The following is a 1,576-nucleotide window of genomic DNA, read 5'->3' as shown; positions in this document are numbered from 1 at the left end:
CATCCTCCCCGTCAGCGCCTCCCGGCACTAACGATCAGTTGTCACCGATCCGTTCCTCACGCCCGGAGCGTGCTCCGGTTCAAGCTCCGCCCCGCTGCCGAAGGTGCTGGCGTCCCGGCGCACATCCGGTTCCACGACCTGCGCCACACCTACGCTTCACTGATGCTCGCCGCGGGGTTCAAGCCCTACGAGGTCAGCCGGTGGATGGGGCACGGCTCCGTCGCCGTCACGGACGGCATCTACGGCCACCTGTACCCCGTGGACTACGACCAGCAGGTCGACCGCTTCGAGCAGTTCGTCGCGAACGGCTAGAACGGGGTCTCGTCGCCTGTGGACCAGTCGATCGGCTTCGGCTCATATTGTTGGACGAGCTCGTCAACAAGGGCAGTTAACTGCCGCTCCCCGACCATGGCGTCGTACACCTGCCTGTTGGTCTGCACTGCGAACTTAATGCGGTCCAGGCTTGCCTGTTCCCACTGATCCTGACGAGCGATAGCGGACCAGAGATTGCGCGTGTTCTCCCAGGAGGGGGAGGCAACCAGAGCCTCCGCTAGTGCTCGGCGCACCAGCTCCGGAGGCTTCACAGAGCGGATCGCGGCGCGGAATATCTCCTGAGCGGCGCGCCACTCTCCTGTGCCCCTTGACGGGTCTAGCTGAATGTCCTGCACCTCTTCGAGGAAGCCGTCCGTACCTCGTTCGAACTCCAGACTGCGACGAAGCGTTGCGATCGGGATACCCCGACCCAGCGCCCACCCGACCTCTTGGTCACACCACTGGCTCTTATGGAAGTCATCGTGCAGCACCGCAACCATCATGTGGCAGCTTCGCAGGCCGGCCTTGATGACCTCTCTCCACTGCTTTGAAGGCGTGATGTCCTTGTGCGCCACGAAGGCCGTAATGCCGTACTTTGCCAGCACGCTACGCAGGCTGGAGACCCACTCGGCGTCTTCCCACTTGTGCGACAGGAAGACCCGAATCGGCAGATCCGTCCATGGATCGTCATCAGCGGACACCGACACGGGTGCCTGTTCGTCCCCCACTAAATAATCGTGGAGCCCCAAGAGCGTTTCGTCGCTGAGCTCCTGAACCGCCCAAGTCAGGAAGCTCCTGCGGCTGTCGGTATCGCGCCCGTAAGACCCGTCCAGCTGCGCGCCGAATTGGTTGAGGACGAGCGTCGCATCGTCGTCCATCCTCGGCAAGAGGGCATCGATCGACGCCTTGATGAGCGGGATGCGTTCACCTGGCTTCACACACGACACAGTAGCGCCCACAAGCATGCCCTGCCCCGATGCTCCCCCGGCCTCATACGCTCGGCGGGCCGACTGCATTGTCGGAGGCCCCTGCCAGGATGGGCATGTGAGCCTTCTTGACGAGATCATCACCGGTGCGACCGATGACGCCGTGAGCACGACCAACCTCCTGCGGAAAGTGCGCGTCGTTGCCCACTATCTCGGAGCGGCCGACCTCACCGCTTGGGTGAAGGGGGAGCTGAACGGCTACGACAGCACAGAGGGCCTTGGCCCTTGATCGTGGACACGGTGTCGGTTCGGTTATGCCGCTTCCGCGAGCGTAGCGG

Annotated in this window: 3 protein-coding genes; 2 read left to right on the top strand and 1 reads right to left on the bottom strand. The window is 63.3% G+C overall.

Features of this window, described 5'->3' with window-relative positions; translation table 11 throughout:
• Positions 1–33: 33 nt before the first annotated feature.
• On the top strand, positions 34–312 hold the full coding sequence (locus ABD161_RS15335; RefSeq protein WP_344004929.1) for a tyrosine-type recombinase/integrase: 279 nt from the start codon (positions 34–36) through the stop codon (positions 310–312).
• Here the strand turns inward: ABD161_RS15335 and ABD161_RS15330 are convergent.
• Positions 309–1,250, bottom strand: a complete 942-nt coding sequence (locus ABD161_RS15330; protein ID WP_344004926.1) for a toll/interleukin-1 receptor domain-containing protein — start codon at positions 1,248–1,250, stop codon at positions 309–311. The genes ABD161_RS15335 and ABD161_RS15330 overlap by 4 nt on opposite strands.
• A 106-nt stretch (positions 1,251–1,356) precedes the next feature.
• Here ABD161_RS15330 and ABD161_RS15325 point away from each other — a divergent pair, with 106 nt between their 5' ends.
• Complete coding sequence (locus tag ABD161_RS15325; RefSeq protein ID WP_344004923.1) at positions 1,357–1,527, top strand: AbiTii domain-containing protein; 171 nt, start codon at positions 1,357–1,359, stop codon at positions 1,525–1,527.
• The last annotated feature ends 49 nt before the right edge of the window (positions 1,528–1,576 follow it).

The sequence above is a fragment of the Microbacterium paludicola genome (assembly GCF_039529675.1).
Taxonomy (GTDB): domain Bacteria; phylum Actinomycetota; class Actinomycetes; order Actinomycetales; family Microbacteriaceae; genus Microbacterium; species Microbacterium paludicola.
This window is presented reverse-complemented; position numbering and strand designations above follow the sequence as displayed.